27 protein-coding genes and 1 tRNA gene are annotated in these 22780 nt (G+C 63.3%); 17 read left to right on the forward strand and 11 right to left on the reverse strand.

Features of this window, described 5'->3' with window-relative positions:
- Positions 1 to 3 precede the first annotated feature (3 nt).
- Genes putA through P8Q88_RS06370 form a run of 4 tightly spaced genes read left to right on the forward strand, consistent with a single transcriptional unit; the run spans position 4 to position 5546 of the window.
- Positions 4 to 3138 carry a bifunctional proline dehydrogenase/L-glutamate gamma-semialdehyde dehydrogenase PutA gene (gene putA / locus P8Q88_RS06355; protein WP_278323007.1) on the forward strand — a complete coding sequence of 1045 codons (3135 nt, stop codon included), beginning with the start codon at positions 4 to 6 and terminating at the stop codon, positions 3136 to 3138.
- A gap of 29 nt (positions 3139 to 3167) precedes the next feature.
- Positions 3168 to 3710 (forward strand): hypothetical protein, encoded by a 543-nt coding sequence (locus tag P8Q88_RS06360; protein WP_278323008.1) that lies wholly within the window; start codon positions 3168 to 3170, stop codon positions 3708 to 3710.
- A gap of 60 nt (positions 3711 to 3770) precedes the next feature.
- Positions 3771 to 4325, forward strand: coding sequence for a dCTP deaminase (gene dcd / locus P8Q88_RS06365; protein ID WP_278323009.1), 555 nt, complete (start codon positions 3771 to 3773; stop codon positions 4323 to 4325).
- A 45-nt stretch (positions 4326 to 4370) separates the two neighbouring features.
- A complete protein-coding gene (locus tag P8Q88_RS06370; RefSeq protein ID WP_278323010.1) occupies positions 4371 to 5546 on the forward strand; it encodes a saccharopine dehydrogenase family protein in 1176 nt (391 codons plus the stop codon).
- A gap of 6 nt (positions 5547 to 5552) precedes the next feature.
- On the opposite strand, the gene P8Q88_RS06375 is transcribed toward P8Q88_RS06370, so the two are convergent.
- Positions 5553 to 7736, reverse strand: a complete 2184-nt coding sequence (locus P8Q88_RS06375) for a TonB-dependent receptor (protein WP_446532538.1) — start codon at positions 7734 to 7736, stop codon at positions 5553 to 5555.
- 123 nt (positions 7737 to 7859) lie between these two features.
- Positions 7860 to 7934 (reverse strand) — tRNA-Gly (locus tag P8Q88_RS06380).
- 196 nt (positions 7935 to 8130) lie between these two features.
- Here P8Q88_RS06380 and P8Q88_RS06385 point away from each other — a divergent pair.
- From P8Q88_RS06385 to P8Q88_RS06395, 3 genes are read left to right on the forward strand one after another with little or no spacing between them, the layout of a single operon-like run.
- Positions 8131 to 9045 (forward strand): tetratricopeptide repeat protein, encoded by a 915-nt coding sequence (locus P8Q88_RS06385; RefSeq protein ID WP_278323012.1) that lies wholly within the window; start codon positions 8131 to 8133, stop codon positions 9043 to 9045.
- Positions 9046 to 9047: 2 nt separating this feature from the next.
- Entirely contained in the window at positions 9048 to 9659 is a 612-nt protein-coding gene (locus P8Q88_RS06390; RefSeq protein WP_278323636.1) for an LON peptidase substrate-binding domain-containing protein, read from the forward strand.
- The gene (locus P8Q88_RS06395; protein ID WP_278323013.1) at positions 9656 to 10120 is read left to right on the forward strand and encodes a hypothetical protein; all 465 of its coding nucleotides are present in this window, start codon (positions 9656 to 9658) and stop codon (positions 10118 to 10120) included. The genes P8Q88_RS06390 and P8Q88_RS06395 overlap by 4 nt, the downstream gene beginning before the upstream one ends.
- On the opposite strand, the gene P8Q88_RS06400 is transcribed toward P8Q88_RS06395, so the two are convergent.
- From P8Q88_RS06400 to P8Q88_RS06425, 6 genes are all read right to left on the reverse strand, one after another.
- Positions 10117 to 10740: a MarC family protein gene (locus P8Q88_RS06400; RefSeq protein ID WP_278323014.1), complete on the reverse strand. Its 624-nt coding sequence runs from the start codon at positions 10738 to 10740 to the stop codon at positions 10117 to 10119. The two genes, P8Q88_RS06395 and P8Q88_RS06400, sit on opposite strands and share 4 nt — an antisense overlap.
- The gene (locus tag P8Q88_RS06405; protein ID WP_278323015.1) at positions 10737 to 11408 is read right to left on the reverse strand and encodes a hypothetical protein; all 672 of its coding nucleotides are present in this window, start codon (positions 11406 to 11408) and stop codon (positions 10737 to 10739) included. The genes P8Q88_RS06400 and P8Q88_RS06405 overlap by 4 nt, the downstream gene beginning before the upstream one ends.
- Positions 11405 to 12304 (reverse strand): bifunctional methylenetetrahydrofolate dehydrogenase/methenyltetrahydrofolate cyclohydrolase FolD, encoded by a 900-nt coding sequence (gene folD / locus P8Q88_RS06410; RefSeq protein ID WP_278323016.1) that lies wholly within the window; start codon positions 12302 to 12304, stop codon positions 11405 to 11407. The genes P8Q88_RS06405 and folD overlap by 4 nt, the downstream gene beginning before the upstream one ends.
- Entirely contained in the window at positions 12301 to 12594 is a 294-nt protein-coding gene (locus tag P8Q88_RS06415; protein WP_278323017.1) for a YggT family protein, read from the reverse strand. Before P8Q88_RS06415 ends, folD begins: the two co-directional genes overlap by 4 nt.
- Before the next feature lie 78 nt (positions 12595 to 12672).
- A complete protein-coding gene (gene argB / locus P8Q88_RS06420) occupies positions 12673 to 13578 on the reverse strand; it encodes an acetylglutamate kinase (protein ID WP_278323018.1) in 906 nt (301 codons plus the stop codon).
- A gap of 74 nt (positions 13579 to 13652) precedes the next feature.
- Positions 13653 to 13946 carry a hypothetical protein gene (locus P8Q88_RS06425; RefSeq protein ID WP_278323019.1) on the reverse strand — a complete coding sequence of 98 codons (294 nt, stop codon included), beginning with the start codon at positions 13944 to 13946 and terminating at the stop codon, positions 13653 to 13655.
- Positions 13947 to 14073: 127 nt separating this feature from the next.
- Here P8Q88_RS06425 and P8Q88_RS06430 point away from each other — a divergent pair, with 127 nt between their 5' ends.
- From P8Q88_RS06430 to P8Q88_RS06445, 4 genes are all read left to right on the forward strand, one after another.
- Positions 14074 to 14499: a DUF4870 family protein gene (locus P8Q88_RS06430; RefSeq protein ID WP_278323020.1), complete on the forward strand. Its 426-nt coding sequence runs from the start codon at positions 14074 to 14076 to the stop codon at positions 14497 to 14499.
- 70 nt (positions 14500 to 14569) lie between these two features.
- On the forward strand, positions 14570 to 15016 hold the full coding sequence (locus P8Q88_RS06435) for a thermonuclease family protein (protein ID WP_278323021.1): 447 nt from the start codon (positions 14570 to 14572) through the stop codon (positions 15014 to 15016).
- A gap of 225 nt (positions 15017 to 15241) precedes the next feature.
- A complete protein-coding gene (locus P8Q88_RS06440; RefSeq protein WP_278323023.1) occupies positions 15242 to 15913 on the forward strand; it encodes a hypothetical protein in 672 nt (223 codons plus the stop codon).
- 337 nt (positions 15914 to 16250) lie between these two features.
- Complete coding sequence (locus P8Q88_RS06445) at positions 16251 to 16670, forward strand: winged helix DNA-binding protein (RefSeq protein ID WP_278323024.1); 420 nt, start codon at positions 16251 to 16253, stop codon at positions 16668 to 16670.
- Here P8Q88_RS06445 and P8Q88_RS06450 read toward each other — a convergent pair whose 3' ends face one another.
- Complete coding sequence (locus tag P8Q88_RS06450) at positions 16671 to 16904, reverse strand: hypothetical protein (RefSeq protein WP_278323025.1); 234 nt, start codon at positions 16902 to 16904, stop codon at positions 16671 to 16673.
- Between the two features lie 93 nt (positions 16905 to 16997).
- On the opposite strand from P8Q88_RS06450, the gene P8Q88_RS06455 reads away from it, so the two are divergent.
- From P8Q88_RS06455 to P8Q88_RS06465, 3 genes are read left to right on the forward strand one after another with little or no spacing between them, the layout of a single operon-like run.
- The gene (locus P8Q88_RS06455; RefSeq protein WP_278323026.1) at positions 16998 to 17384 is read left to right on the forward strand and encodes a hypothetical protein; all 387 of its coding nucleotides are present in this window, start codon (positions 16998 to 17000) and stop codon (positions 17382 to 17384) included.
- Positions 17385 to 17387: 3 nt separating this feature from the next.
- Positions 17388 to 17972, forward strand: coding sequence for a thermonuclease family protein (locus P8Q88_RS06460; protein WP_278323027.1), 585 nt, complete (start codon positions 17388 to 17390; stop codon positions 17970 to 17972).
- Positions 17973 to 18009: 37 nt separating this feature from the next.
- Positions 18010 to 18603, forward strand: coding sequence for a BglII/BstYI family type II restriction endonuclease (locus tag P8Q88_RS06465; protein WP_278323028.1), 594 nt, complete (start codon positions 18010 to 18012; stop codon positions 18601 to 18603).
- Here the strand turns inward: P8Q88_RS06465 and P8Q88_RS06470 are convergent, their stop codons facing one another.
- Together P8Q88_RS06470 and P8Q88_RS06475 are read right to left on the reverse strand one after the other, a co-directional pair.
- Positions 18604 to 19260: an MT-A70 family methyltransferase gene (locus P8Q88_RS06470; RefSeq protein ID WP_278323029.1), complete on the reverse strand. Its 657-nt coding sequence runs from the start codon at positions 19258 to 19260 to the stop codon at positions 18604 to 18606.
- 83 nt (positions 19261 to 19343) lie between these two features.
- Positions 19344 to 20408, reverse strand: coding sequence for a ribonucleotide-diphosphate reductase subunit beta (locus P8Q88_RS06475; RefSeq protein WP_278323030.1), 1065 nt, complete (start codon positions 20406 to 20408; stop codon positions 19344 to 19346).
- Positions 20409 to 20597: 189 nt separating this feature from the next.
- Here P8Q88_RS06475 and P8Q88_RS06480 point away from each other — a divergent pair, with 189 nt between their 5' ends.
- The 3 genes from P8Q88_RS06480 (at position 20598) to P8Q88_RS06490 (ending at position 22744) form a co-directional block, all read left to right on the forward strand.
- Positions 20598 to 20909: a hypothetical protein gene (locus tag P8Q88_RS06480; RefSeq protein WP_278323031.1), complete on the forward strand. Its 312-nt coding sequence runs from the start codon at positions 20598 to 20600 to the stop codon at positions 20907 to 20909.
- A 225-nt stretch (positions 20910 to 21134) separates the two neighbouring features.
- Positions 21135 to 21377: a DUF2171 domain-containing protein gene (locus P8Q88_RS06485; RefSeq protein WP_278323032.1), complete on the forward strand. Its 243-nt coding sequence runs from the start codon at positions 21135 to 21137 to the stop codon at positions 21375 to 21377.
- A 152-nt stretch (positions 21378 to 21529) separates the two neighbouring features.
- Positions 21530 to 22744 (forward strand): GGDEF domain-containing protein, encoded by a 1215-nt coding sequence (locus P8Q88_RS06490; RefSeq protein WP_278323033.1) that lies wholly within the window; start codon positions 21530 to 21532, stop codon positions 22742 to 22744.
- Positions 22745 to 22780: the final 36 nt, after the last annotated feature.

Consider the following 22780-nt stretch of genomic DNA (forward strand, 5'->3'; position numbering starts at 1 on the left):
CGAATGGCCCTGAAAGATCCGAGTCCACAGCCCATCTCCCGTCAGGACGTGCGCAAAGCCTATCGCGCCGAGGAAAATGCCTGTGTTGCCGAGCGTATCGCCGAAGCAGCCCGCGCATCCGAGCGCCATGAAGAGTCTGCCGCGATCGCGGTCCGGCTGATCGAGGATGCACGACGGCGCAAGGCATCCGGGATCGACGCCTTCCTTCATCAATACGGGCTGGATACGGAAGAGGGCGTCGCGTTGATGTGCCTCGCCGAGGCACTTTTGCGCGTTCCCGATGCGGCGACCGCCGATGCGCTGATCCGCGACAAGATCGGTGACATCGACTGGGCCGAACATTTGGGCGAAAGCTCCTCGACCTTCGTCAATGCGGCGACCTTCTCACTGATGCTGACCGGTGAAGTGCTCGAGCGGCCCGAAGAAGCGCAGAAGGGGATGCGCCGCACGCTCAAGAGCGCGGTAAACCGGCTCGGCGAGCCTGTCATTCGCACGGCGACCCTTCAGGCCATGCGCATTCTGGGCGGGCAGTTCGTTTACGGGCGGACCATCGAAGAGGCATTGAAACGCGCCGCGCCCGAACGGGCCAAAGGCCTGACGCACAGCTTCGACATGCTCGGCGAAGGTGCGATGACCTATGCCGATGCAGAGCGCTATCGCGTGAACTACGCAAAGGCGATCGAACGCCTCGCCCGCGAGGCGACCGGCGACATGACGACGTCGCCCGGTATCTCGGTCAAGCTTTCCGCTCTGCACCCGAAATATACCTATCTCCATGCCGACCGGGCGATTGGCGACCTCCTGCCGATACTGCGCGATCTCGCGGCGCAGGCGCGCGACGCCAATATCCATTTCACTATCGATGCCGAGGAGGCCGAGCGCCTCGAGCTGTCGATGGACATCATCGAGGCGCTGGCGCGCGACGATGATCTCTTCGTGCGACCCGATGGCCGCCGCTGGGAAGGCTTCGGCCTTGCCATCCAGGCCTATCAGAAGCGCGGTGTTCCGCTGTGCGACTGGGTAGCGCGGCTGGCGCGCAAGCACGACCGGCGGTTCTTCGTCCGACTGGTCAAGGGTGCCTATTGGGACACCGAGATCAAGCTTGCCCATGTCGGCGGTCTGACCGATTTTCCGGTCTTCACACGCAAGCTGGCGACCGATGTGAGCTACCTCGCCTGCGCGGAAAAGCTTCTGGCGGCGAATGATGCGATCTATCCCGCCTTCGCGACGCACAATGCCTATACGATCGGCGTGATCAAGGCGCTGGGCGAAAGCCGCTCCTACGAGTTTCAGCGCCTCCACGGCATGGGCGAGGATGTCTACGGCGCCTTGGCCCAGATGGAAGGCAATCGCAGGACCAACGTGCGCATCTATGCGCCGACAGGGACGCACAAGGATCTGCTCGCCTATCTCGTCCGGCGCCTGCTGGAAAACGGGGCCAACAGCTCGTTCGTCAATCGCATGGCAGACGCCGAAGTACCTGCCGAAGAGCTTGCGACCGATCCGGTGGCCGAGCTCGCGGCGATGGAGCCCTATCGCAATCCGGCCATTCCCCTTCCCAAGGATATTTTTCCGGGTCGGCGCAATTCGGCAGGGATCGACCTGTCGGATCCTCTGGTGCTGGAGCCCCTGCAGCGCAGGCTCGCGGATCTAGACAGTCGCCATTGGGTTGCGGAGCCGACCTTCCGCTCCAGCGCGGAAGGCGAAGTGGCACCGATCAACAAGCCGCACGACCTTACTGCCGAAGTCGGCACGCGCCGCGATGCGCTCGATTTCGAAGTCGAGGAAGCGATCACCCGCGCCGAAGCGATCCAGCCGGGCTGGAATGCGCTTGGCGGCGAGAAGCGCGCGCTTCTGCTCGAAGCTGCGGCCGATCTGTTCGAAGAGCACACAGACGAATTCCTTTCGCTGTGCCAGCGCGAAGCCGGAAAGACGCTGCTCGATGCAGTGCTCGAACTGCGCGAAGCGGTCGATTTCCTGCGCTTTTATGCGATTGAGGCGCGCCGCCAGTTTACTTCGCCCATGCCCCTGCCCGGTCCCACGGGCGAGGAGAACCGCCTGACGCTGAACGGCCGCGGCGTATTCGCCTGTATCAGCCCGTGGAATTTCCCGCTGGCGATCTTCATCGGCACTCCCGCCGCCGCCCTGGCTGCGGGCAACACGGTGGTCGCCAAGCCTGCCGAACAGACGCCGCTCATCGCCGCGCTGGCCGTGCGCCTGTGCCACGAGGCCGGCATTCCCGAAGAGGCTTTCCAGCTGCTGCCCGGTGCGGGCGAGGTGGGCGAGCTCATCACCTCGGATCCGCGCATAGCGGGCGTCGCCTTCACCGGATCGACGCAGACCGCACAGGCTATCAACCGCAGTCTTGCCGCGCGCGACGGGCCGATCGCCACGCTGATCGCCGAAACTGGCGGACAGAACGCGATGATTGTCGATTCGACCGCGCTGCCCGAGCAGGTCACACGCGATGTCGTGGCCTCCGCTTTCCAAAGCGCGGGCCAGCGATGCTCGGCTCTGCGCGTCCTCTACATCCAGGACGATGTCTACGACGAGATGCTGCGGATGATCCGCGGCGGGTTCGAGGCGCTGCAGATCGGCAATCCCGAACATCTTGCCACCGACGTCGGCCCGGTGATCGATCCCGATGCCAAGGCCGCCCTGGAACGCCACGTCGCGCGTCGCAAGAAGGGCAGCGCGCAGGTCTGGCGCCGTCGCCTGCACCGCGGCGCGTCGGCCGGCTGCTTCGTCGCGCCTACGATCGTCGAGCTCGATTCGATCCTCGACCTCAAGCGCGAGAACTTCGGCCCAATCCTGCATGTCGTGCGCTACAAGGCAAGCGACCTCGCCCGAGTGGTCGAGGACATCAACGCGACCGGATATGGCCTGACGCTGGGGCTGCACAGCCGCAATGACGACACCCGCGCCTTCGTGGAAAAGCGCGCGCGCGTGGGCAATTTCTACGTCAATCGCAACCAGATCGGCGCGGTCGTGGAAAGCCAGCCTTTCGGTGGCGAGGGCCTTTCCGGCACCGGGCCCAAGGCCGGCGGTCCGCATTATGTCGCCCGCTTCGCAACCGAGCGCGTGGTCTGCATCGATACGACCGCTGCGGGAGGCAATGCGACGCTGCTGGCAAGCTGATCCGAGAAGGCTCTTCAATTGCGCAGGCCATGAGTTATAAAACGCCCATGGTCGCACTGCTCCGCATTCTAATCGCAGCCCTCGTTCTGGCATGGGCACCGGCCGCGCGTGCCGATGTCCGGCTGAGTTTTCACAGCTTCAATGGATCGGTGCTTGTCGGGCGATATCCGCACACCTTCATCTCGCTTGAAGGCGAACTCGACGACGGTACGGCGATCAAGGAGAATTACGGCTTCTCCGCCAAGAACATAAGCCCGGCGATCCTGACCGGGCCGGTCAGGCACATCATCATGACCGAAAAGGAGAAATGGCTGGAGAAGACCAATCGCCATTTCACCGTGACGATCGACGATGCGCAATACTGGCGTGTGCGCGAGGAAGTTTCGCGCTGGCGCAACGCGCCAGGCAAGTTCTACGACCTAGACAAGCGCAACTGCATCCACTTCGTCGGCGCAATCGCGCAGATCATCGGAGCCAAGGTCGACTATCCGGACGATCTGATGCGCAAGCCCCGCGGCTGGCTGAACCGGATCGTCCAGCGCAATCCGCAACTCGCCGGCCGCACGTTCTAAGCAGCGGATAAGATTACCACCCCGCTTGCCGTTGCGACGCGCCTCGGGAATCGTCATCGCATGGCGATTCTTTCGGACAAGTGGATCCGCGACAAGGCGACGAACGAGGGCATGATCGAGCCTTTCGTCGAGGCGCAGCGGCGCGAGGGGTGCATCTCCTATGGCCTCTCCAGCTTCGGTTACGATGCGCGGGTGGCACCGGAATTCAAGATCTTCACCAATGTCGACAGCGCGGTGGTCGATCCCAAGGATTTCGCGAGCAACAGCTTCGTTGATCGCGAGACTGACGTCTGCATCATCCCGCCGAACAGCTTCGCCCTTGCGCGGACGGTCGAGTATTTCCGCATTCCGGAAGACGTGCTGGTGATCTGCCTCGGCAAGAGCACTTACGCGCGCTGCGGGATCATTGTGAACGTCACGCCGCTGGAGCCGGGGTGGGAAGGCCATGTGACGCTGGAGTTTTCGAACACCACGCCCTTGCCCGCGAAGATCTATGCCAATGAGGGTGCGTGCCAGTTCCTGTTCCTGCAGGGCAACGAGCGGCCCGAAGTTACCTATGCGGATCGCGCGGGCAAATACATGGGCCAGCGCGGAGTGACCCTGCCGAGGCTTTGACTCTCCTGCCGCCTGCGCGCATTCAGGCGGCAAAGGAGAGTGCAGATGGCCGACAGGGAATTCGACATCATAGTCTACGGCGCGACCGGATATACCGGGCGCCTGGTCGCGGAACACTTCGTGCGCGAATACGGCAATCGCGACGACGGCCCGAAATGGGCGATGGCGGGCCGCAATCTCGAAAAGCTGGAATCGGTCCGCGACGAAATCGGCGCGCCGAAATCTACTCCGCTGGTCGTGGCCGACGCCGATGACCCGGCAACACTCGACGCAATGTGCCACCGCACCAAAGTCGTGCTCACCACGGTCGGTCCCTACCAGCTCTATGGCGACGCACTGGTCCAAGCCTGCGTGAAAAGCGGCACGGACTATGCCGACCTGTGTGGCGAGCCGGTATGGATGCGCCAGAAGATCGAGCAGCATATGGACGCCGCCAAGGCCAGCGGGGCGCGCATCTGCTTTTCCTCCGGCTTCGATTCGATCCCCTTCGATCTCGGCGTCCTCATGGCGCAGAAGATCGCGAAGGAGCGCTTCGGCAAGCCGGCGCCGCGCATCAAGGGCCGCGTGCGCGGCATGGCGGGCGGGGCATCGGGAGGGACCGTAGCCAGCCTTACCGAGACAATGAAGGCGGTGGCGAAGAACCCGAAACTCGTCCCGATCCTCACGAGCAGTTTTGGCCTGACGCCGGGCTTCGAAGGGCCGGATCAGCCGAACGGCATGATCCCGCGCTACGAGCAGAGCCTTGGCAAATGGGCCGCTCCATTCGTGATGGCGCCGATCAACACGAAGAATGTCCATCGCACGAACTTCCTTCTCGGCCACCCCTATGGCGAGGATTTCCGTTATGACGAGATGGTGCTGACCAGCCCGGGCGATGCCGGCAAGGCCGCGGCCAAGGCCATGACCGACATGATGAAGAACCCCTTCGGCGCCAAGCCGCCCAAGCCCGGAGAGGGTCCGACACCCGAGGAGCGCGAAAATGGGTTCTACGATGTGCTCTTCATCGCCGAAATGCCCGATGGGCAGACGCTGCACTATGGCGTCAAGGGCAAGTACGACCCCGGATATGGCTCGACCAGCCGCATGCTCGCCGAAACGGGCATGGCGCTATTGCAGACCGATGGCGAGGGCGGCATCGGGACACCCGGCTACTTCCTCGGTGAAACGCTGGTCGAACGGCTCCGCGAGCATGCGGCGCTGACCTTCGAGGTCGAGGACTGATCCGGCCTAGAAGCTGAGGCGCATGCTCGCGCTGATGTTGCGGCCTGCGAGCGGCATGAAATCCTTCGTAAAGCTCGCATGGCGGCGACCTGTCACGTCGAAGATGTTGTCTGCCTTCAGCAACAGCGTCACCGCCGGATTCTCGCGGATCGGGCGCCAGGCGACCGATGCGTTGACGAAGGTGAAGCCCTCGGTCGGTGTTTCGAAGGCAGCGACATCGTCCTGCCCGTCGAACCATTCGACTTCGGCCCTCAGATCGAGCGTCTCGCTCGACGCCTGCAGCGCACCCGAGAGGCTCAGCGGCGGAATCCGCGGCACGTTGCTCCCATCATCGAGCTTGGCGCGGATGTATTCGCCCGTCAGTTCCGTGCCGAAATTCCAGTCGCCGCTGTCGAAGAAGGTATAGTCGAGCTCGGCCTCTACCCCTGTGTAGGTAGCGTCCTGCTGGAGATATTCGAAGACAGGAAGCTCGTCCTCTTCGAGTCCCGTCTCGGACAGATAGATGTAATTGTCGAACCAGCTTTTGTAGGCGGCGATGCTGAATTCGGCGCGACCGATGCGACCGCGCGCAAAGATTTCGCCGCCCCATGCGCGTTCGACCCCGAGGTTCGGATCACCGACCTCGAATGCCTGCGTGGCGATGTGCGGGCCGTTGGAGAAGAGCTCCTCGGCACTTGGCGCGCGCGCCACACGCGAAAGGTTGACGCCCGCACGGAATGCTTCGGGCCCGTCATAGGCCAGACCCAGCGCACCCGACAGCGTATCGAAATTGCGCTCGACACCCAGCGGAACAGAGTCGACCGACGTCGTCTCGAACCGCGCCGACCCTTCGATCTGTAGCGGGCCGTTGCCGTATTCCTGAAGGGCGAACAGTGCGTATTGCTCGGTCCGGTTGGGTGCGACATAGGCCTCCGCGCCCTCCGCATCGAAGTCGCGGGCGTAGTATTGCGCGCCCATCGAGCCGCGCCAGCGCCCCTGGGTATTTTGCACCAGTTCCCAGCGGGCTTCCACGCCCCCCACATCGAACACTGTGCCGACCTCGTCACCCTCGAATTCGGTGTGGGTGTAGTCGGAATAGCCGACGCGCAGCTTCATCCGCTCGAAGAAGCCGTCGCCCAGCGCGAGATCGGCAAGCAGGTCGGCGCGGTACTGGCGCAGGCCGATGCTGACGATCTCCTCACCCTCTTCCTCGCCTTCCTCTTCTTCACCCTCTTCACCGTGATGATGACCGGCGCCGGGCCGGCCGGGAATGCCATAGGCGGTGTCGTAGATTCCGAAGGAGGCACCCAGCGTGCTGTCGCCATCGATGAAGGCGAGGCCGATATTGCCGGACCATGTTTCGCTGCCGGTATTGGGCACGAAGCCGCGCTGGGTGGCCGCCTCGCGCAATTCTTCGGCTTCCTCGAATTCACCTTCCGCTTCTTCCTCCGCCGCATCGGCGAGCAAGTCGGCGCGCAGCGCGGGTGCGACGGCGAAACCGGGGATTTCGAGATCGCCCGTCTCGCGCCAGCTGCCGCCGAAATGCGCGACGAGGCCGGTCTGGCCGAAGGGCACGTCAATGGAGGCGCCCGCTTCGCGCAGGTCGGTCGCCGTATCGGCACGAACCAGCGCATCGACATGCACCGGCTCGTCTGGAACACGGCGCGGGATCCGCTTGTCGATCACGTTCACCGCGCCGCCGATTGCCTGGCTGCCGAACAACAGAACGGCGGGGCCGCGCAGCACCTCGATGCTCTCCGCATTGAGCGGATCGATCGAAACCGCATGGTCGTCCGATGTGTTGGAGACATCGATCGCGCCGACGCCGTCGACGAGGACCTTTACCCGCTCGCCCGAAAAGCCCCGCAGAACGGGTCGCGACGCACCGGGCGTGAAACCCGTTGCGGACACGCCCGGCAGGTGGGCGAGGACTTCACCCAGCTGGCCGTCGAGATTGCGCTGGAGTTCCACATCCTCGACCACGCTGGTGCCGGCAAGCAAGTCGAACTGACGCAGCCCCTGCGCGCTCACGATGATGACATTTTGTGGATCGCGGCGGCGGTCGTGAACATCATCGCTTCGGGTCTCGTCATCGGCAGGATCGGCCTGCTGGCCCGGTTGGCTACCGGCCTGCGCATAAGCCGGCGGGGCTATAACAGATGCAGCGGATGCAAGGAGGGCGGCGATGACCTTATGAGAATGATACAACATAACCGCGCCAATAGCAGGCGAGATTCGCGTTGCAAGCCGAAACCGGGCGCTTTGGACGAACGCGTTTTCGCGCACGACGAACCGCATGGGCGCGGCAATGCGATTATCCGGATTTTGGGAAAATGGAGCGGGCGAGGCGATTCGAACGCCCGACCCCAACCTTGGCAAGGTTGTGCTCTACCCCTGAGCTACGCCCGCTCACTGACGCTCCCCGAACCACGAGGTCCGGTGGGGAGGCGGCCAATTAGCAACGCCCCGCCACTCCCGCAAGCCCAAAAAACGCACAAATCGCGCAAGGCTTGTCGCAACGGGGCCGCTCCTTCACATTGCGGGATGAATGCCCACATGGGGCACGAAGAGAAACAGACGACAGGGTGAATTCGACGTGGCGAGCATGGGTCTGAGCATCGATGAACAAAAGGCGGTCGACCGCTTCAAGCAGGACATCGTCGAACCATCGATGTCGAAACTGATCATCCTCGATTTCTATGCCGACTGGTGCGGTCCGTGCAAAGCCCTCGCCCCGGTGCTGGAAAAGATCGCTGCCGACTATGCCGACAAGGGTGTCGAGCTGCGCAAGATCGACGTCGACAAGGAACAGTTCATCGCCGCGCAGTTCCAGGTTCAGTCGATCCCGACGGTCTATGCGATGTTTCAGGGCCAGCCGGTCGCCGATCTTACCAATGCGCGGACGGACTCTCAACTCAGGCAGACGCTAGACCAGATCCTCGCACAGCTTCCGGTAAGCGGCGGAGACGGTCAGGGCGAACAGCAGGTCCAACAGGACGTCTCGCAATTCGTCGAGATGGGAGAGCAGGTCCTGGCCGAAGGCGATGCCGAAAGGGCAGCGGGCATATTCGGGCAGGTCGTGCAGATGGCGCCAGACAACGCCGCAGCGCATGCCGGCCTTGTTCGCGCGCTTGTCCAGGCTGGGCAGGTAGATGCTGCGCAGGCCGCGCTACAAGCGGCCGAAACCAACCCTGCGGTAGCTGCAGACCCGCAGATCGAACAAGCGAAGAGCGCTCTGGACCTTGCAGGAAACAAGGTTGACGAGGGCGAGCTTGCCGAGCTGAAGGCCAAGGCCCAGGGCGGAGACATGGCCGCACGTTTCGAATATGCCGAAGCCGCTTTCGCCGCCGGCGATCGCGACGCTGCGGCCGACGAGCTGCTCGCCATGTTCGAGGCCGACCGCGAATGGAACGATGGCGCGACCAAGGCGAAACTATTGCAGATATTCGAGGCAGTCGGATTGGAGGACCCGTGGGTCGTTGCCACTCGCAGGCGCCTGTCAAGAATGTTGTTCGGTTGAGTATGGCGAAGCGGCTGTCCATCTTTCCCCTGCCCGGCGCGATCCTGTTTCCCGGGCTGCAATTGCCGCTGCACATCTTCGAGCCGCGCTATCGCGACCTCGTCGGGAGCGCACTCGCCAAGGATCGCCTGATCGGCATAATCCAGCCGCAACGTTCTACCGAAGGCGCTCCGCTCTACGACATTGGGTGCGTCGGCAGGATCGACGATGTCGAAGCGCTGGAAGATGGCCGCTACAATATCGTCCTCGATGGCGAGGCGCGCTTTCGCGTGTTGCGCGAACTGGACGTGACCACGCCCTTCCGGCAGGTCGAGGCCGAGATTCTCGAGGACCCCGAGAACGAGTTTCTTTCAAGCGCCGAACGCGGCAATTTCGAATTCGAGGCGCGCCGCTTCGCTGATCTGCAGGGTTACGCAGTGGACTGGGACTCGGTCGCGCGGCTCGATGACGAAACGCTCATCAACGGCGTCGCCCAGATCATCCCCTTCGACACCGCATCGAAGCAGGCGCTGCTCGAGGCACCGAACCTGTCGCAGCGCTGCGAGCTGATGGTCCAGCTGATGCAGTTCTTCGCCCTGCGCGATGATGGCGACGAGATCGTGACCCTGCAATGAGATATGGTTGGCTCGCCCTGCCTGTCGTGGTCGGTGTGGGCGCGACGCTGATTGCCGCGCAGGAAAAGCAGCCTGTGGCTGCCAGGTCGCTGGTCTGCGTAGATCCGCTTCCGCAGGGAGAAGCCCAACGCTATTTCGCGCAGTTGTCTGCCGCCTTGCGGGAGAAGCGCGATGCCGCTTGGTTCGACCGCTTCGCGGCTCGCCGGCTCGGCGTGGTACGCAAGGGCGTCTACACGCAGCATGAGCGGACTGCAGGAGGCGCAATTACGCCGGCACAGATTTCGATAACCGATTGGCGCGAGATCGCACGGCGCGGGGTCAAGGCTCTGGAGCCAGTAGGGCGCAAGGGGTGCCTGATGGACAATGGCAAAGCCTGGTTCGCGGTCGAAGAAGATGGCACCTTGCGCCTCATCACCATCAATCACGACATGCCCTGGAGCCCGCGTTCGAGCGAGGGCTAGAAGCCGAAGCTGCCACGCAGGCCGTCGATCACATATTGCGCGGCCAGAGCCGCGAGCAGTACGCCAAGCACGCGGGTGACGGCGGCTTCGACCTTGTCGCCGAACAGGCGCATCAGCGGACCCGCGGCCATCAGCGCCAGCATGGTGATCAGCAGGACCGCAGCCAAAGCCGCGAGAACCGTCAGCGTGCCTTCGAGGCCTTGCGCTTCGTTCATCAACAGCATGATCGCGGCGATCGCACCAGGGCCGGCCAGCATCGGGATCGCCATGGGAAAGACCGACACGTCCTCGACTTCGGGCGTGGCAGCGAGCTTTTCGGCGCGTTCCTCGCGCCGCTGGGTGCGCTTTTCGAACACCATCTCGAAGGCGATCCAGAACAGCATGAGCCCGCCGGCAATGCGGAAACTGTCGAGTTCGATATGGAGCGCGCCGAGCAACTGCTCGCCGAAAAGGGCGAATATCAGCAGGATGATCGCGGCTATCAGGCAGGCCCTGATCGCCATGTTGCGCCGCTGGACCGATGTCGCGCCCTTAGTCAGCCCGGCATAGATCGGCGCGCAACCCGGCGGGTCGATCACCACGAACAGCGTGATGAAAGCAGACAGGAAAAGGACGCTCATTGCGGGGCGGCAACCTCTTCCGACACGACGTTCCGCATGGCGCCGTCCTGCCATAGCTTGACCATGACGCTCCTGCTGGCATCGGGACGCACCACCACATCCCAATAGAGCGTCCCGTCGTCAGAGCGGCCCTCGCTCCGCGTATTGCCGTTACGCCCGCTCATGACCACGGGCGTGGGCGGAGAATCGCAATCGGCGACCTGCGTGGCGATCATCGTCGGGGCGGCAAGCGGTTCCGGCAGGACATCGCCCTGGTCCATCACCCACGTGTAATCGCCGTCGCGCTGCCGCTGCCAGACGGTCGTGAAATAGCCATCGCTTCCATCGGGCCGCTGCCACGCGCCTCTGGTGACGGCCAGCGAACCGTCGCAGCTCGACCAGACGGCGTGCGGTTGCCAGGCGACCGAGCGTGCAGGATCGCTCTGCGATCGCAACCACGTTTGCGCATTCACTGGTTCGGGGACGAACATCACGGCGTCACCCGTCGCAAACTCGCGAAAGGCGGTCCACTGGCCGTCTTCCTGCGCGGCGCGGGCGAAAGCGAGTTCGGTGGCAATGACCTTTCCCGGGTTCGCCGTGGGCGTAAGCAATCGCTCGTACCGATCGCGCGGCCCCGGGGCAGCGCAGGATGCGAGCGCCAGCGCGAATGCGACGAGCGCAAACCTCACAGCGCGCCCTCGGGCAGGTCCAGCCCTTCGTTACGATAAGCGGCGACGACGGTGTTTCGCAGCAGCACGGCGATCGTCATCGGGCCGACGCCACCGGGCACAGGCGTGATCGCGCCGGCCACGCCCTGTGCGCCTGCATAATCGACGTCGCCGACCAGCCGCCCTTTGTCCTCGTCCGAAGCGGGCGGCAGCCGATTGATGCCGACATCGATTACGGTTGCGCCATCCTTCAGCCATTCGGCCTTGACCATTTCCGCGCGTCCGACCGCCGCAACGACGATGTCGGCGCGCTTCACCACGGCCGGAAGGTCCTTCGTGCGGCTGTGCGCGATGGTAACGGTGGCGTTCGCGTCGAGCAGCAGCTGCGCCATCGGCTTGCCCACGATATTGGAGCGGCCGATCACCACCGCTTCCAGGCCGGACAGATCGCCCAGCCGGTCGGTCAGCAGCATCATGCAGCCAAGCGGCGTGCAGGGCACGAAGCCGCTCTGGCCAACGGCGAGGCGGCCGGCATTGGTCACGTGGAAGCCGTCGACATCCTTGTCCGGGCTGATGGCGGCGATGACTGCCTGTTCGTCGAGATGGTCCGGCAGAGGAAGCTGAACAAGAATTCCGTCGACCGCCGGATCGCCGTTGAGCTGTTCGACCAGCGACAGCAGGTCTTCCTCGCTCGTGTCTGCGGGCAGACGATGCTCGAAACTTTCCATTCCGGCGGCGAGCGTAGCCTTATGCTTGGAGCGTACATAGACCTGGCTTGCCGGATCCTCGCCCACCAGGACGACGGCAAGGCCAGCCTTGCGCCCACTGGCTTGCTCGAACCTTGCCGCCTGTTCGCCGACGCGTTCTCGCAACCGCGCCGCGAACGCCTTGCCGTCGATGACGTGCGCAGCGCTCACGCAGCGCCCCGAATGATGCCTTCGATGACGATGAGCACGACATTGATCAGAAGGATCAGCACCAGGGGCGAGAAATCGACCGCCCCGGTATTGGGCATGAGCCGTCGTATGGGCCGGAAGAGCGGATCGAGCAGCCGGTTGATCGCATCATAGAAGCTGAGCAGGAATTCGTTGCGCCCCACAATGTTGAAGGCGAACAGCAGACCGATGATGAACTGGATGATCACCAGCATGATCAGCACGCTCGCGAGCATGGAAATGATGTTGTAGATCGTGAAGAGAGCCTGCATCGAACCCGTTATCCCTTAGCGTGTCGTCGCTGGTGCCCTACACGGCGCTGCCAGCCTGCGCCAAGCCTTCTAGGCGCGCTATCCCGCGCTGACCAGCGTGCCCGCACCACGCGCGGTGAAGAATTCGAGCAACATCGCATGTGGCACCCGCCCATCGAGAACGACGGCTGCCTCGCAGCCTGACTCGACCGCCTTGACGCAGGTTTCCAGTTTGGGAATCATGCCGCCGCTGATCGTGCCTTCGTTGCGCAGGCGGGCAATGTCCGCAGGGGTAAGGTCGGTAAGCAATTTGCCTTCCGCGTCGAGCACGCCGGGCACATCTGTCAGCAGGAGCAGGCGAGCAGCGCCGAGAGCTGCCGCCAGCGCGCCGGCCATGGTGTCCGCATTGATATTGTAGGTATGCCCGTCCTCGCCGACTCCGATCGGCGCGACCACGGGGATCATTCCGGCGGCGGTCGCGGTTTCGAGGATGGTGGTGTCGACCAGCGCAGGCTCTCCTACATAGCCGAGGTCGAGCGCCGTCTCGATCTTGCTGTCAGGATCCTTGACCGTGCGCGCCAGCTTGGTGGCCGTGACGAGACCGCCATCCTTGCCGCTGATCCCGATGGCCTTGCCTCCGGCGCGCGCGATCGATCCGACGATTGCCTTGTTGATGGCGCCGGACAAGACCATTTCGGCGACCTCCGCCGTCTGCTTGTCTGTCACCCGCAGCCCGTCGACGAAAGTCGTCTCGACGCCGAGCTTTTCCAGCATGGCGCCGATCTGAGGCCCCCCGCCATGCACCACGACCGGATTGATCCCGACCGCTTTCAGCAACACGACATCCTCGGCAAATTCGCGCGCGGCGCGCTCGTCGCCCATCGCGTTGCCGCCATATTTCACCACGAAACTGCGGCCCGCATAGCGCTGGAAATACGGCAGCGCCTCGATCAGCGTTTCCGCCTTCGCGTGGATATCGGGTCCGATTGCTGTGTGACCGGCCATAGGTCGCGCCTCCTGGAATGCCGCCGTGCCCTAGCGGGGCGCGGCGGCAGGGGGAAGCCCGGTCGATGCGTGAACTATTCGGGTGCAGTCTCGTCCATCGCAGGTTCGTCGCCCTCGGCCACGATCACATCGTCGCCCAGCGTCGGATCCTCGCCCTCGAGAGGAACGCCGGAAATATCGGCATCTTCGCGGATCGGCTGGTTCAGGCGCTCTTCCTGCGTCGTCACGGCATAGTCGGGAACCGTCTCGAGATCCTCGTCACCGTCGGGATTGATGAACATGATGACTGCGGCCACGGCCAGCAGGACAATGACGCCAATCCACATCCAGCGGGTCTTCGGCTTGGTATCGGCAACGGGGTCGCTCATGATTTCGTCTCCATCCTTTGTCCCCCAATGATCCAACCCGCATCCGCGTTCCGAGGGCGCAGGAGCGAGGCATTTTGCGTGGTGAAGGCCGCTGGGCTATGATCGGGTCACCGAGGAGGAGAACGGTATGGATGACAAGACGCGCAATCGCGAACAGGGCCGCGTGACGTTCGGCAAAGAGACTCCATCGACGCAGCGCGAAACCCGCCCTGCGACGGGCAATGGCTTCGAGGCTAACCGACCGACCATCATCAGCCTGCTCTACCTCGCCAGTTTCGTGACCGGGATCACCGGGCTGGTCGGTATCGTGCTCGCCCACGTCTGGAAGGGCGAAGCGCATGACGCATGGATGACCAGCCACTACACCTACCTCATCCGCACCTTCTGGATCGGCTTTGCGGCCAGCATCATTGCCGCCCTGCTCAGCATCGTGCTGATAGGCATGCTGCTGTTCCCGGTCATCGCCATCTGGTTCGGGGTGCGCAGCGTGGTGAGCATGATGAAGGCCCAGCGTCGCGAACCGATACCGGACCCGGAAACGCTGCTCTTCTAGGCAGGCGGAGCGCCGCTCTACGTAGTCTACCGGATAGAGGCAGTGCGGCGACCTGCGGCACAGGCGGGCGATGCCTCGCCTTGTCCTGCTGCTCGCCCTGACCTGCCTTTCGATGACTGCATCGATGCCGTCGGCAGCGCAGCCGCGCGACACGATCGCAGCCCAGTTCCCGCTCTGCGCCTCCTCGCCGCGGGTAACCTGCGTGGTCGATGGCGACACGATCTGGCTCGACGGCACGAAAATCCGCATTGCCGATATCGATACGCCCGAAGTCTCCCGGCCCCGCTGCCCGCGCGAGGCCCGGCTCGGCGAGCTCGCCACGCTGCGGATGCAGGCGCTGCTCAATCGCGGTGCCTTCGCGCTGAGGGCCGCACCAAGCGGACACGACGAAGATCGCTTCGGCCGCAAGCTGCGCGTCGTGTCCCGCGATGGCGAGAGTCTGGGTGTCATGCTGGTGCGCGACGGGCTCGCTCGACCATGGGGCGGCAAGCGGCGCAGCTGGTGCGAAGCTGTTTGAAGGGCCGGGGCCGTGTAGGACAAATGTTGGACTTGCCGAAGTCGAGTCCCGTGACATGGACCGCATGGACCACTGTCCTGGCGCAAAAAACCTTCCCACTCGCAGGACGGCTGCCGGATCGACAATCGGCGGGGTCGGGAAAGCTCGCATGGCTGTATCGAAGCATTTTCCGGCGGAGTAGGAAAATGCGGGCCGGGCGGCGCGCGCTCTGCTAGCAGCGGCGCTATGAGACATGCCAAGAGACATATTGCGCCGCTCGCCGCTCTCCTCCTTGCCTCCTGCGCCACCACCGCGCCGCGCGAAACGCCGCAGGACCGGTTCTGGCAGGCGCTGTCGAGCCATTGCGGGAACGCCTACGCCGGCAGCCTCGCCAGCGAGGATGCGCGCGATGCCGACTGGGCGGGCAAGCGCATGGTGGCGCACTGGGCCGAGTGCAGCGAGGACCGCGTGGCCATCGCCTTCCATGTCGAGACCGATATGGAGACGGCAGTCGAACAGCCAGTGTGGAACCGCAGCCGCACCTGGATCGTGACGCGCGAGACCATCTCCAATGCCGCGCAGACCACGACCACGCGCCTGACCCTCAAACACGATCACCGGCACGAGGATGGCGAGCCCGATGCCGTGACCTTCTATGGCGGAACGACCGAACTCGGCCGCGGCAGCGCGCGCGGGCAGGACTTTCCGGTCGATGACGAAAGCATCGCGCTGTTCCGGCGCGAGGGGCTGGACGCCTCGCTCACCAATGTCTGGCGGATCGAGGTCGACCCCGCGAGCGAGGATGATGCGATCTTCGCCTATCAGCTGACCCGCGCCAACGATCCGAGCCGTCTGTTCCGGGTCGAATTCGACGCGACCACGCCAGTCGCCGCCCCGCCTGCGGCCTGGGGCTGGTAAAAGAGGCCGTCTTCATTTTGCGCAACTTGAACAGGCGCGCTACCGCAGAAGAAACCACGCGTATCTCTCTGATCAAGAGCATCAAAAGGTAAAAGTGAATTCGAACATCTAGACAGCATCCGGAATTACAATGTTCCTTTTGAAAGGCGGTCGCCCGGAACAATGGTCTTCGAAAACCATAGATCGAATAAGCAAAAAGCCGAAATGAGAAGGCTGATCGAGGAGGCGCTTCTCACGGCCGACGAGCTCGGACTGGTCGAAGTGGCGATCGACCTCAGTTCGGCGCTGGCCAAACTGGACCAGTCAGCTTCCTCGTCAGAATGAGAGGAACCGACGAATGATGTTCAACAGTTCCGATGACGATCTGCCGCCGGACGCGCTGCCGGCCCTGGTCACCGCCGCCGAGAAGGAGATCGCGCGGCGCAACAGCAGGATGAAAGTGCTGCCCGACGGGTATTTCGACGAAGGGCCCTGGGAAATCCTGCTCGACATGTTCGTCAGCTTCGCAAAGGACAAGGCGTTGAGCGTGACCGATGCGGCCCATCACACAATCGTGACCACCACCACCGCCCTGCGATGCATTTCGTTGCTCGAAAAGGATGGTCTCATCCACCGGGTCGGGGACGCGAAGGACAAGCGCCGCACCAATCTGGTGCTGACGGCCAAGGGCCTGCGCAATTGCGCGATGGCGCTGCGCGAAATGAACGAAGCCGAACGGCGCGTCCAGTCGCGCGACCGGCAGCAAGTGCTGACCTGATCAGTTCGCGGGCGTGCCCACTTGCGGATCGGCCGTGTCCTCGCCGAAGACATTTGTCATCGAGCCGTCGTCGGCGGCGGCTTCCTCGGGATCGGGCTCCATCACCGTGACATCCTGCGCCGGTGCGGGCGTTTCGACCGGTTCGGGCGGCGCCTCTTCCTCGCCGCCGCTGCAGGCGGGAGCAAGGGCTAGAGTGCAGAGCGCGAGGGCGGCGGGAAGTGCGGGACGCGGCATGATGCTCTCCGTGAACGGCGCGGACCCTGACGGCATTCAATCGCACCGCTGTCACGGCGAGGCAAGAGGGTCCCGATGTGCTAGACGGCACGCATGGCCATCCTGCGTGCCGGCATCATCTACTGGGCACTCGTCTTCGCCCTCGGCTTCGTGCTGGGCTCGGTGCGCGTGGCATGGGGCGCCGCGGCGCTGGGGGAGGCGAGTTTCATCCTGATCGAAGTGCCGGTGATGATCGCCGCAAGCTGGTTCGCCGCGCGCTGGCTGGTAGGACGACATGGCCTCCGCACGATCGGCGCTGCGGGCCTGATGGGCGCCATCGCCCTTGCCCTGCTGCTGGGCGCGGAGCTGACGCTGGCCATGGTGCTGAGCGGCGAGAGCGTGTGCGCGTGGTTCTCTGGATTGTGGCGCATGCCCTACCTGTTGGGCACGCTGGGGCAGATCGTGTTCGCCCTCATGCCGATGGCGGCTGTATCACGCTGAGCGATGGGAAAGCTGCTCCGCTTCGATCCGAAACGCCGCCGGCGCCGTCGCAAGCCGACAGTGAGGCCTGCCCGTTTCGGCAAACGGCGGTCGAGCTGGGGCGAGGCCTTTGCCGCGGTCCGCCCGGTGCTGCTGCTGATCGCGCTGGCGACGGTGGCGGTGATCGCGAGCATGCCCGGCGCCTTTCCCGCGCCCGGTTTCCTGTCGAGCGAGCCGCAGGTGATCGAGGGGCGCTTCACCCGCTGCGGGCCGGGCCGCGGCTATTATTGCGTGATCGACGGGGACACGTTCAAGATGGGGCAGACCAGCGTGCGCGTGGTCGGCATCGACACGGCGGAGCGGGACGCGCAGTGCCCGGCGGAGGCAGCGCAAGCCGAGGCCTCGACCCGCGCGCTGCAAGGCTGGCTCAACCGCGGCCCCTTCGAAATGACCGCCCGGCTGGACGATCCCACCGACCGCTACGGCCGGGCCCTTCGCACCCTCACCCGCATCCGCCCCGACGGCAGCGAGGACCGGCTGGCGGACTTCATGCGCACCGAAGGCGGCGCGCGGGGCTATTGGGGCGGGTGGAGAGGGGGGTGGTGTTGAGAGTTGCTCTTTGAAGCGAGGGCGATAACAAAGAGCAATGTCTACTATTCATCTCGTACCCGACGACATCCAAGCGAAGTATGTCGTACATGAGTGGCGCAATGCCACAGGTGTTTTGACGACTGCTTGCGAAGGTGAATGGCTCGATATTCTGGAGGTTTTGCGAGCGTTTGAACTGACACGATCGGAGATCCTTACTGCAGGTGGACGCAAGTCTCCCATTGCAGAGAAGATAGATGGTCGGTTCTACGAGCTCGGTTGGGAAGAGAAAAACTTCGACACTAAAATCGAGGTCGACGGGCGAGAGTATGAAAGCCCAACCCACAGCGTCGACTGTTTCAAAGGACGTGTCGGAGTGGAGGTTGAATGGAACAATAAGGACCCATTCTACGATCGCGATCTCAACAATTTTAGGCTGCTGTTCGATTTACGAGTCATTGATGTCGGTGTGATCATCACGCGAGCTAGCAACCTCCAGGCGATCTTCAAGGACTTGGGGAAAGGGTCGAGCTACGGAGCATCGACCACCCATCACAACAAGTTGATTCCTCGCTTGGAAGGAGGGGGTGGAGGTGGATGCCCCATCCTCACCTTCGCGATTTCACCTGCACTTTACGTAGACGACAGATGACTATTCCGCCGGTAATGACTCTACCGAGCTATTGTAGTTGTAGGTTTTCCAGTCTGGCTTGTAGCTGTCGTCGGCTTGGTTGCCCCAAACCGTCCAGCCCTTCCGTTTGCCCCGACTGAACAGTTCGATACGTGGTCCCCAACTGCATCCTTCGACGATTGGATACTGTTCGTCCGGCTTGCGCGAATGCTCTCGCTTTCTGCTGCGAATGATGTTCACTTGGCTGCGCCCCGGCTGCAAGGTTCTGGCGTTCTTTCCGCGAACACCGAAAAGCAGAATCTCGGTGACGTTTCTAAAATAGAATCCAACGCCTCGCCCATCGGGGCCGCCATCCTTCCTAACCTTCTCCCAGATTATGTTAGAAACATAGCGGAAGCCCCATGCTTCCATGACCTGCAAGCCTTCGGGAAGGAGCGCGTTCGGCACCCATAAGTAAAGATGTGCGGGGTCATCAGCGATATGCTCGACAGGCAGCCCGCATATATCTGATAACTCCATCGTCCCGTATCGATTGAGACGTTTATGCTCGGGAGCTACTTTCCCTGTCCGATTTTGAAATTGCCACGGCGGGTCAGCCAAAATAGTCGCAAACTGCCGACCATCGGCAACGCGAAGCAAGTCGGCTCCGGGGCTTTTGCTTCCTTCGGGGTCGAGCATTCACATCTCCATATGCAGAACAAAAGGAGATCTGAATTAGCAGACTCCGTTAGTCAACCCAATCACTCGGGATCGGAGCTGTCTCACTCCGCCGCCACGCTCCCGGCAGCCTCGTCGCCGAACAGGCCCGGGCCGTCTTCGCCGGCGGCCTCTTCCTCGTTCGCGGCCTTGGCCTTGTTGCGCTTGTCGAAGCTGGACCACACGGTGTTCCAGTCGCCCTTGGTCGCGCCCTTGGAATATTCGGTCGCGCGCTGCTCGAAGAAGTTGGCGTGCTCCACGCCGTTGAGCAGCGGGGCGAGCCAGGGCAGCGGGTGGTCGTCCACCATGTAGATCGGCTGGAGGCCGAGCTGGCCCAGCCGCCAGTCCGCGATGTAGCGGATGTACTTCTTGATTTCCTTCGGCGTCATCCCGCTGACCGGGCCCATTTCGAAGGCGAGATCGATGAAGTTGTCTTCCAGCCGCACCGACTTCTGGCAGATGTCGATGATGTCTTCCTTCACCGCCTTGGTGTAGCAATCGCGCTCGCGCACGAATTCGTGGAACAGGCGGATGATGCCTTCGCAATGGAGGCTCTCGTCGCGGACGGACCAGCTGACGATCTGGCCCATGCCTTTCATCTTGTTGAAGCGCGGGAAGTTCATCAGCATGGCGAAGCTGGCGAACAGCTGCATGCCTTCGGTAAAGCCGCCGAAGGCCGCCAGCGTGCGGGCGATATCCTCGTCCGTGTCGACGCCGAAGACTTGCAGGTAATCGTGCTTGTCCTTCATTTCCTCATATTCGAGGAAGGCGGAATATTCGCTTTCGGGCATGCCGATCGTGTCGAGCAGGTGGCTGTAGGCCGCGATGTGCACCGTCTCCATGTTGGAGAAGGCGGTGAGCATCATCTTCACCTCGGTCGGCTTGAACACGCGGCCGTATTTGTCGTGGTAGCAATCCTGCACCTCGACATCGGCCTGGGTGAAGAAGCGGAAGATCTGGGTGAGCAGGTTGCGCTCGTGCTCGGTGATCTTCTGCGCCCAGTCGCGGCAATCCTCGCCCAGCGGAACTTCCTCGGGCATCCAGTGGATCTGTTGCTGGCGCTTCCAGAACTCGTAGGCCCACGGATATTCGAAGGGCTTGTAGGTCTTTCTGGCTTCGAGCAACGACATCTTGTGATCTCCGGGTTCCGCGTGAACGACTCATATAGGGAATCACAGGCCGGATTCGAAGGCAAGGGGGGATGATTCGGCGGGGATAAGAACGGTGCGCGTGGGGATATGTTTTTCTGCGCCCGCTTTGCGACAAGCTGCGGAACGCGAGGCGCATGCGACCCGTTGGTCGGGTGAAGGAGATACACCATGGGTGAATACGCCCCCGACGACCAGCGCACCGTACACAACAACGAGGACGGCCACTGGCAGAACAAGGAAGACAGCACGCAGGCCAAGCAGTCGCAAACGCAGAATCAATCGGCCGACCAGTCCATCCAGGCGGAAAAGGATTCGCAGATGGGCTACGGCAATGCGCGCGACGAAAGCGGCCAAATGGAACAGCAGGCAAGCCGCAAGGATGGTGGCGATACCATCGAGGGCGCGCAGCCGCGCGAGACATCCAGCGATCCGGCGCAGCGCCTGCGTGGCGACGCGAACCGGCCGCTCGATGGTGGCTGAGGTCTGATCGAATGCGGGAAGTGCGGGCCTAGTCCGGTTTCCCCTTTTGCGGGCAAAGTCCGCATCCCGGTGCCCCGTCTCGCAAGAGGCGGGGCGCTTTCTTTGTGATCCGGGCAGCAATCTCGCGGCCGCAGCAACGAGCCGTGCACCACGTTCGACGGGCCGAGGAACGGTGCCGTGAACCGCCCGTTGTATAAGCATAACCAATTCAAAAAAGGGAATTTTATGTTCGAGAAGCTACGCATCAAGGAACACATGGAAGTCGCCAGCGCGGAAGGCCAGCACGTCGGTACCGTGGACGCGGTCGAGAACGACGCCATCAAGCTGACGAAGTCCGACAGCGCCGACGACATGCATCACTTCCTCAGCCTCGACGATGTCGAGAAGATCGACGACAATCGCATCTATCTGAAGGAAGGCGCACGCATTCCGTCGGGTCTTGGCAACAAGGCGACGATGGACGCCTGAACCAGACAATAGATTTGGCCCGGAAAAGGGTCACTGAACCCCGCCGATCCCAGCGATCGGCGGGGTTTCTGTTTGTGCTGAATCGCGCGTTAGGAAAATCCTTACTCAGTTGCTGCGGACGGCGTTAAGGCGGCTTTGCGTAGGGCCGACGCATGGAGGACACGACCCTCTCCCCCACCGCAGAGCTTCGGCGCATGGCCGAGGCCGAGCTTGCGCGCTCCCGGCCACCGGCGGTCTGGCCCGAGGCCCTGCGCACGGCCTGGCGGCAGGAACGGGCGCCGCACGTGGCGGGCCAGCTCAATTTCTTCTTCAAGATCGGGTTGGCGCTGGCCATCGCCTCGAGCCTGCTCGACCTCGTCGCGATCCCGGCCCTGGTCGGGCCCGCGCTGCTGCTGCGCCTGGCGACGATCGGTCCGCTCACCGCACTCGGCTTGTGGTGCGTGAAGACGGGCCGGTTCGGCTCGGCCAAGGCGATCATGGTGCTCACCATCTCGCTCTTCGGCGTCAGCGCGATGTGGGTTTCGAGCTATGCAACGAGCGATGTGATCGCGCGCTACAGCATGGCGATCATCGTCCTGATGGTCATGGCGCTGTTCACCCTGCCCTTCACGCTGGGCGAGCGGCGGCGGTTTGCGCTCGTCTTCAGCCTCGCCACGGTGGTGGCCGGCCTCGGCCCCAATCCCCTGCCGACAATCCTCCTGCTGCAGCACATGGTGCTGAGCGCGATCGCGGGCCTTGGAGGCTTCGCCATCGCGCAACGCCTCGGCGACTACGAATCGCGCGAATTCCTGCGCAGCCTGAAGCAGCGTTTCGATCGCGAAGAGCTGGAGCAGAGCAATGCGCTGCTGCGAGAATTGTCGGAGAGCGACCCGCTGACGGGTCTCGCCAACCGGCGCAGCCTCGAGCGCGTGTTCGATGAACAATTCTCGGATCGCGCTGCCGGGTCGGTGGTCTTGATGATGATCGACCTCGACCATTTCAAGGCATTCAACGACCGGCACGGCCACCAGGCTGGCGACCGATGCCTGATGGAGGTCGCCCGCGAGCTCGAACGGTGTCTGTCCAGCCACGGCGGGCATGCCGCCCGGTTCGGCGGAGAGGAATTCGTCGCGGTATTCCTCGAACGGCCGGCGAGCGACGCGGCGGGCGTGGCGGAGGAACTGCGCGCCTCGCTCTCGCGCCTCGCCATTCCGACCGGCGCAAGCGCGGTGTGCGGCGTCACCGCCAGCATCGGCGTGGTGCGCACGCAGCGTCCGCACACGATGGGCGAGCTGATCGCCCGCGCCGACGAAGCGCTCTATCGCGCGAAGCAGAACGGCCGGAACCGCGTCGAGGTGGCCTATGCGGCGCTTGAAGAATTGGGGTGAATGCTTGGCCCGCCTCCGCCGGAAAGCGCCAAGGCT

Source organism: Qipengyuania marincola, assembly GCF_029688625.1.
Lineage (GTDB): Bacteria > Pseudomonadota > Alphaproteobacteria > Sphingomonadales > Sphingomonadaceae > Qipengyuania.